The following is a 7,839-nucleotide window of genomic DNA, read 5'->3' on the forward strand; positions in this document are numbered from 1 at the left end:
ACCGTCGCCGGACCGGTGCGACGCGGGCCGCCGGCCGCCTGCGCTCCGAGCGCCTCGCACCGTACGTCCTGGTCGCCCCCGCCGTGCTGATCATCGTGGTGCTGCGGCTGTATCCGCTGCTGCTCGGCGTCAACTTCTCGTTCACCGGGGACGGGGCCCGCGACGGCACGGCGGTGGGCGTCGACAACTACCGGGAACTGCTGGCCGACCCGCTGTTCCGGACCGCGCTGGGCAACGTCGGGTGGCTGGTGCTGCTGCTGCCGGTGGCGGTGGCGATCCCCGGCCTGCTGGCGACCTTCATCTACCTCCGGGTCCCCGGGCACCGGCTCTACCGCAGCGTCTACTTCTTTCCGGCCGTGCTCTCCCCGGTCATCGTCGGCGCGATCTTCAACCTGCTGCTCGCGGTGGACGGCCCGCTCAACTCCCTGCTCGGCCCGGCCGGTGTCGGCCCGATCGACTGGCTCGGCGACCCGGGCATCGCGATGTTCGTGGTGGTCGGCGTGCACGTCTGGGCCACCTTCGGGATGTCCCTGGTGGTCTTCCTCGCCGGCTTCGCGACCCTCGACGCCGCCCTGCTGGACGCCGCCCGGGTGGACGGGGCCTCACTGCCCCAGGTCATCCGGCACGTGATCGTCCCGGGGCTGTCCCGGACCATCCAGTTCGTCTTCGTCACCACGATGATCGGCATGTTGACCTCGATGTTCGGCCTGCTGTTCGTGATGACCAGCGGCGGCCCGGAGGGGTCCACCTACCTCCCGGAGTACTACATCTGGATCCAGCAGGGCCAGATGAACCGTCCCGCCCTCGCCTCGGCCGCCTCGACGGTCCTCTTCGTGATCATGCTCGTGGTGGGGCTGGTGCAGATCAAACTGCTCAGCCGGGCCGGAAGGGAGAACTGATGTCACGCCTGCGGCCGGGGCGGTGGCTGATCGCCGTCCCGATGCTGGTGCTCGCCCTGGCGACGATCTACCCCCTGCTGTTCACCGCGAACGTCGCGATGAAGACCCGGCGCGACTACATCCTCGACCGTTTCGCCCTGACCGACAAGCTGCGCTGGGACAACATCGAGACGGCGTGGAGCAGCGTCGGCATGAGCCGATACTTCGTCAACTCGGTGATCGTGGTGTCGTCGTCGGTGCTCCTGCTGTTGCTGCTCGGCTCGATGGCCGGCTTCGCCCTCAGCCAGGTGCGCTTCCGCGGGTCGCGGGCGCTCTTCCTCGGCTGCCTCGCGGGTCTCTTCGTACCGTTCCAGGTGATCATGGTGCCGCTGGCCCGGATCATGGCCGACACGGCGCTCATCGACACGTACCCCGGGTTGATCCTCGTCTACGTCGCCCAGTTCCTGCCCTTCACCGTCTTCCTGATGACCAGCTACTACCGGTCGATCCCGCCGGAGATCATCGACGCGGCCCGGATCGACGGCAACAGTCTCTACGGCGTGTACCGCCGGATCATGCTGCCGCTGGGCACCCCGGCGCTGCTCTCCGTCGGCATCCTCAACGCCCTGTTCTGCTGGAACGACGTCCTGATGTCGCTGGTCATGATGCCCTCGGCCGACCAGCGCACCCTGATGGTGGGCGTCACCTCGCTGCGCGGGCAGTACTCCGACGACATCCCGACCTTCGCCTCCGGCGTGCTGATCGCCGCGCTCCCCGTCCTGCTGGTCTACCTCTTCCTCCAGCGCCAGATCGCCGACGGCGTCGCCGCCGGCTCCACGAAGGGCTGACATGCGGATCACCGGATATCGGACGCTCAGCACGGTGCAGGAATGGGGACGCCCCGTCGGTGACGCCAACGGCGTCTTCGCCGACGGGGTGGTGCCGGTGTCGATCGTCGTCGTCGACACCGACGAGGGTATCTCCGGAGTCGGCCTCGGCCCGCACGTGGAGATCGATCGGATCTTCGCGGCCCTCGACGGCGAGGACCCGCGCGCCGTCACGACGCTCTACGACCGGATGCTGCGCCACAGCTTCAAGGCCGGACACGGGGGCTCCGTCTTCGGCACCATCGGTGCGCTCGACACCGCCCTCTGGGACATCAAGGCGCAGGCCGCCGGCCAGCCGCTCTGGCGACTGCTGGGCGGACGCGACCGGCGGGTGCCCGCGTACGCCTCCGGCCTGGACATCGGCCTGACCGACGACGAGCTGGTCGACACCTATCGCGCGTACGCCGCGCACGGCCTGCGCGCCGCCAAGCTCAAGGGCGGTCTGGACATCGCCCGCGACCGGCATCGCCTGGGCCTGGTCGAGGAGGTGCTGACCGAGGCCGGGCACGGACGCCGCCCCGGTCTGATGCTCGACGTCAACGAGGCGTGGACCCGCAAGCAGGCCGTCCGCCACGTCGGCGAACTCGAACGCACCCTCGATCTCATCTGGATCGAGGAGCCCGTCCGCCGCTGGGACGCCGAGGGCCTGGCCACCGTCGGGCGGGGCGTGCGCGCCTCCGTCGCCACCGGCGAGAACCTGACCGGGCTGGAACAGTACCGCCCGCTGATCGCCGCCGGGGCGGTCGACATCGTCCAGACCGCCGCCGTCTGGGGAGTCACCCACTTCCTGCGCACGTCGGCCCTGGCGCACGCCCACGACCTGCCGGTCAGCCCGATCGGCAACAGTCCGGTCGGGCTGCTGCACGCGGCGACGTCGGTGCCCAACCACCTGACCAGCGAGTTGCAGAACCTGCGTCCACCGGCCGGCGTCACGCTCGACCTGCACGTCGAGGACGGTGCCTTCGTCCTCGGCGACGCACCGGGCCTCGGCGTCCGCGTCGACGAGGGGGCGATCAGCGCCTCCGTCCTCCGTCCGGCGGCCCGCGGCACCGAGGGGCCCGACGTCCGGCCCGTGTCGGCGGGACGGCGGCTGCTGCCGGAGTACGGCGCTTCGGCACCGGCCCGGACGGCGTACCTGCCGACCGGCGCGACGGTCGGCGGCGTGAACGGCCACAGCGGGCGGGCCGGCGCGCCGCTGGCCGAGTCCGACGGCCACTGAACCGACCGGGTCCGCGCACGGCGATCGGGACCGGCTTCCGTGGTGCGGAGGCCGGTCCCGACCGCTGTCATCGGCGGGTCAGCGTCGCGGTCGTCAGGCCGCGCCGAACCGCCACTGCTGGTTGGTGCCGCCGTGGCAGGTCCACTGCACCAGCCGGGCGCCGTCGGTGGTGGCCGCGCCGTTGACGTCCAGGCAGAGGCCGCTCAGCACGCTCCGGACCGTATAGACACCACTGGTGCCGGTCGCCGTGACGGTGAACTTCTGCTGGTTGCCGGTGCCGCAGGTGGCCTGCTGGAGGAAGGCACCCGCGCTGGTGGACGAGCCGACGATCTCCGCGCACTTGCCGCTGTGCACCGCCTTGAGGGTGACGGCACCGCTGCCGGCGTCGACCGCCTGCCACTTCTGGTTGTTCCCACCGCTGGCGGCCCACTGGTGGATCTGGGCGCCGTCGGCGGTGGAGACCCCGTTGACGTCCATCACCTTGCCGCTGTGCTGCGCGGTGAGGGTCCAGGTCCGCCCGGCCACGCCACCGGTGCCACCGACACCGACCCCCGCACCGCCGAAGGTGTGCGAGTCGAGGTCGAACCAGTTGTTGCCGCTGCCCTTGAAGACCAGGTACAGGGTGTGCGTACCGGCCAGGGCCGTGACGTTCACCGGTGGCGTCGACTGGTAGTTGTCCCAGCCGCCGGTGGCCGGCACCGGCGTGGTGGCCAGCAGCGTGCCGGTGGGGGAGCCGGCCCGCAGCTCGATCGTGCCGCCGCCGGACGGTGACGACAGCCGGTAGCTGACCGTGCTGATGCCGGAGAGGCTCATCGGGGTGAAGGCCACCCAGTCGTTGTTGGAGATGTCGCCGATCCGCTTGCCGCTCTCCGCACCGGCCTGGTCGACCACCCGGGTGCCGGACTGGCTGCTGTAGTACTCGGCCTGCTTGTGCTTGGGCTGGAGGATCACCTGGGCGTGCCCGGTCAGCGGTGCGGCCCCGCCCGCCCCGCCGTTGTCGGTGTAGCGCGCGTTGAGCACATAGAACAGGTTCGCGCCGTCCGGATGCCCGCCGAGCAGGTCGGTGGGGATGGTGCCGGAGCAGCCGGGCAGGTCGGTGGTCTCGTGCGCGTGGTCGTCGTGCCCGAGCGCCGGGTTGAGGATCACCTTGGAGCAGTCGATCGCCGCCCCACCCGGGTCGGAGACGCTGATCTGGTAGGAGACCCGGTCACCGAAGGTGAGCATGCCGCCGTGCGCCGGGGTGGTGATGGTGACCACCGGAGCGGTGTTGCCGACGGTGATCGCCACGTTGGCGAAGCCGGTCTTGCCGGTGCTGTCGGTGACCTTGAGCTGGGCGGTGTAGTTGCCGTTGGCGGTGTAGACGTGCGACGGGTTGGCCGCCGTCGACGTGGTGCCGTCACCGAAGGTCCACTGGTAGCTGATCGTGTCACCGGGGTCCGGGTCCGCCGACCCGGCGCTGGAGAACTGCACGGTCAGCGGGGCGTTGCCGCTGGTGGGCGTGCCGGTGGCCTTGGCGATCGGGGACCGTCCACCCTGGACGTAGTCGATCCGGTAGAGACCCGAGTCGCTGTTGCCGCCGCCGAAGTTGGTGCCCCACTCCAGCAGGTAGAGCGATCCGTCCGGGCCGAACTCCATGTCCATCGGCTTGTTGAACCGGGTGGTGGGCAGGAACGCGTTGGTCCGGGTGACCGCCGTCGCCGAGTCGAAGTGCACCTCCTTGAGATAGCTGCGCGACCACTCGTAGAAGAAGTGGACCCCGTCGTAGTACGGCGGGAACTTCGTCTGCGACGGGTTCGCCGCGTTGTAGCGGTAGACCGGGCCGCCCATCGGCCCCGAGCCGCCGGAGCCCAGCTCCGGGAAGGTGGTCGAGGTGCCGTAGCCGTACCACATGTTCGGCGCGACCACCGGGCGCAGGCTGGTCAAACCGGTGTTGTTGGGGGAGTTGTTGACCGGGGAGGAGCAGTTGAACTTGGCTCCGACCGCACCGGTGTCCGGGTTGTACGGCGCGTACGGCTGGTTGTCGCCGTGGCAGAAGGGCCAGCCGTAGTTGCCCGGTGCCTTGATCACGTTCAGCTCGACGAGACCCTCGGGGCCACGGTTGGTGGTCGGCGGGTTCCGGTCGGGTCCGTAGTCGGCCAGGTAGACCCAGCCGTTGGCCGGGTCGATCGAGAAGCGGAACGGGTTGCGGAAGCCCATCGCGTAGACCTCGGGCCGGGTCTGCGCGGTGCCCTGCGGATAGAGGTTGCCCGACGGGATGGTGTAGCCGCCGCTCGCCGAGGGCCGGATGCGCAGCAGCTTGCCCCGCAGGTCGTTGGTGTTGCCGGCGGTGCGGGCCGCGTCGAGCATGTGCTTGCCCGAGCGCCAGTCCAGCGGCGCGTAGCCCTGCCAGTTGGGGTCGAGGTTGGGCGCGACGTCGTCACCGGTGCCGATGTAGAGGTTGCCGTCCGGGCCGAAGTCCATGTACCCGCCGGTGTGGCCGGGCTCCGGGTACGTCCGGTCGCGGTACGCCGGGATGTCGATGACGGTGACCCCGCTGGACATGTTCAACGTGTCACCGCTCAGCGTGTAGCGGGAGACCCGGTTGATGTCCGTGGAGCTGCTGGCGGGCGAGTGGTACAGGTAGACGTACCCGTTGGTGGCGAAGTTCGGGTCCAGGGCCAGCCCGGTGAGGCCGTCCTCACCGCCGGTGTAGACGCTGAGCGTGCCGGCGGTGACGGTGCTGCTCGTACTCGGCTTGAAGATCTTGATCTGGCCGCCGCGTTGGACGTAGATCACCCGACCGTCGGGGGTCACGGCCAGGGCCATCGGGTCGACGGTGTTGGTGTCCAGCGAGCGCTTCTCGAAGTTGCCCCAGACCGTGCCGCCGCAGTCGCCGGGCTCGTTGCCGGCGGCCCACTTCACCCCGCCGAGCACGTGGTTGCGGAAGTGGGTCTCGCTGTAGGACTCGATGGCGTGGCCCATCGCGGTGGCCCAGACCCGACCGCCGCCGACGGCACGGCACCAGGAGATCGGGTGGTCCGGACCCATCGCCCGGGAACCGGGGTTGTACGTCCGTTCGTCGGCCGTGACCAGCACGTGCACGTCACCGCGCGGGTTCTTGTCGAAGTTGTACCACTCCTCGCTGCGGTTCCAGCGGTCCGGCAGGGTGGCCGTGGAGGGGTGCTTCTTGTCGGCCACGATGGCGGTGCCGGGCAGGACGCCGGGGGAGTGTTCCGGCATGTGCGCGCCGCCGTTGACGGTCTGGTCCCACCACGGGTACTCACCCTCGATGCCCATGTCCGTGGCGTTGTGGACCGCGACGATCCCCTTGCCGGAGGCGAGGAAACCCTCCACCGCCTGACGCTGGGCGGCCGAGGTCCAGACCATGCCGGAGGTCTGGAACATCACGAGGACGTCGAAGGTGGCGAGGTTGGCCGGGGTGAAGACGGCCGAGTCCTCGCTGTGCACCACCTCGAAGTTGTTGGCCGCCGCCTGCTGCTGGAACATCGTGACGCCGGCCGGGATGGAGTCGTGCCGGTAACCGGCGGTCTTGGTGAACACCAGGGCCCGGAAGGCGGGAGCCGCCGCCGCCGGGTTCACGACCGCGAAGGTCAGTAACAGACCCGCGATCACTCCGATGATGGATGTCGTGCGACGCATGGCGTCTCCTCGTGGGACGGGCGGGGGGATACGGGTGGCGCGCCAACGCTTCCGGTGGTGACTCACCGTCATGTCGGACTGAGGTGCCGTCGGGTGGGGGTGGGAAGCCGGAGCGCACCATGCATCGATGTCGTCGGATGTTAACGACGCCATGGATGGTGTCTCCGTGCCGGTGCTGGCTCTCGCGCAGGTGTGTTTTTCCCGGTCCGCGCCGGTGGGACGGTGCCCGAAAGTCCCTGGCGGACGGGGGATTGCGAACTCATACCCGAACATCTATCTTCATACGTGTGATGTTTCGGTTGTGTCAAGCGAAAGTTTGCGCACGACAACACGAAGTGCCGCACCTGGATGACAAAACAGTATGACCGTCCACGCTGGAGGATCTCCGGCGTCGGACGGCACCCGATCTTGGCTACTATCCGTGAGGATCTTCGACGATGTCAGACCGGCGTCCGGTGCCCCTGCTCGCGTTGCGGGGCATCAGCAAGTCCTTCCTCGGCGTCCGCGTCCTCGACGGGGTGGGTCTCGACGTCGCCGCGGGTGAGGTGCACGCCGTCGTCGGCGAGAACGGTGCCGGCAAGTCCACCCTCATGAAGATCGTCTCCGGCGGGTACGCCCCCGACGAGGGCACCGTCGAACTCGACGGCGAGCCGCGCGCCTTCGGCGGCCCCCGCGACGCCCAGCGGGCCGGAATCGGCATCATCCACCAGGAGTTCAACCTGCTGCCGGAACGCACCGTCGCGGAGAACGTGTTCCTGGGCCACGAGCCGACGCGCCGTGGCCTGGTCGACCGCCGCCGGATGCGCGAACGCACCCGGCAGCTCCTGGCCTCGGTCGGGGAGACGGCCCTACCGGCCGACGCGCCGGTGGGGCGGCTCAGCGTCGCGCAGCAGCAGGTCGTGGAGATCGCCAAGGCGCTCGCCCTGGACGCCCGGCTGATCATCATGGACGAGCCCACCGCCGCGCTGGCCGACCACGAGGTGACCCTGCTCTACGCCCTGGTGCGCCGGCTCCAGGAACAGGGCATCGGCATCCTCTATGTCTCGCACCGGCTCGCCGAGGTCTTCGACCTCTCCGACCGGATCACCGTCCTCAAGGACGGCCGCCGGGTGACCACCACGGACACCGCCGACACAGGCGCCGACGACCTCGTCCGGCACATGGTCGGCCGCGAGCTGTCGCACTACTACCCGCCGCGCGCCGCCCCGGCCGACGT

General features: G+C 69.8%; 5 protein-coding genes. 4 read left to right on the forward strand and 1 reads right to left on the reverse strand.

Annotation, left to right across the window (positions count from 1 at the left end; all coding sequences use genetic code 11):
* The 3 genes from EYA84_RS21695 to EYA84_RS21705 all read left to right on the forward strand — a co-directional run.
* Nucleotides 1-899 (forward strand): carbohydrate ABC transporter permease (locus EYA84_RS21695; protein ID WP_236145893.1); only part of this gene is annotated, 899 nt, incomplete at its 5' end.
* Nucleotides 899-1,726: a carbohydrate ABC transporter permease gene (locus tag EYA84_RS21700; RefSeq protein WP_131054886.1), complete on the forward strand. Its 828-nt coding sequence runs from the start codon at nt 899-901 to the stop codon at nt 1,724-1,726. The genes EYA84_RS21695 and EYA84_RS21700, both read left to right, overlap by 1 nt.
* A 1-nt stretch (nt 1,727) precedes the next feature.
* Nucleotides 1,728-2,984, forward strand: a complete 1,257-nt coding sequence (locus tag EYA84_RS21705) for a mandelate racemase/muconate lactonizing enzyme family protein (protein WP_131054887.1) — start codon at nt 1,728-1,730, stop codon at nt 2,982-2,984.
* A 93-nt stretch (nt 2,985-3,077) separates the two neighbouring features.
* Here EYA84_RS21705 and EYA84_RS21710 read toward each other — a convergent pair whose 3' ends face one another.
* Complete coding sequence (locus EYA84_RS21710) at nt 3,078-6,623, reverse strand: ThuA domain-containing protein (protein WP_131054888.1); 3,546 nt, start codon at nt 6,621-6,623, stop codon at nt 3,078-3,080.
* A gap of 437 nt (nt 6,624-7,060) precedes the next feature.
* On the opposite strand from EYA84_RS21710, the gene EYA84_RS21715 reads away from it, so the two are divergent.
* The coding region (locus EYA84_RS21715; protein ID WP_131054889.1) for an ATP-binding cassette domain-containing protein at nt 7,061-7,839 on the forward strand (779 nt) is incomplete at its 3' end.

The organism is Verrucosispora sp. SN26_14.1 (genome assembly GCF_004307965.1).
GTDB lineage: Bacteria > Actinomycetota > Actinomycetes > Mycobacteriales > Micromonosporaceae > Micromonospora.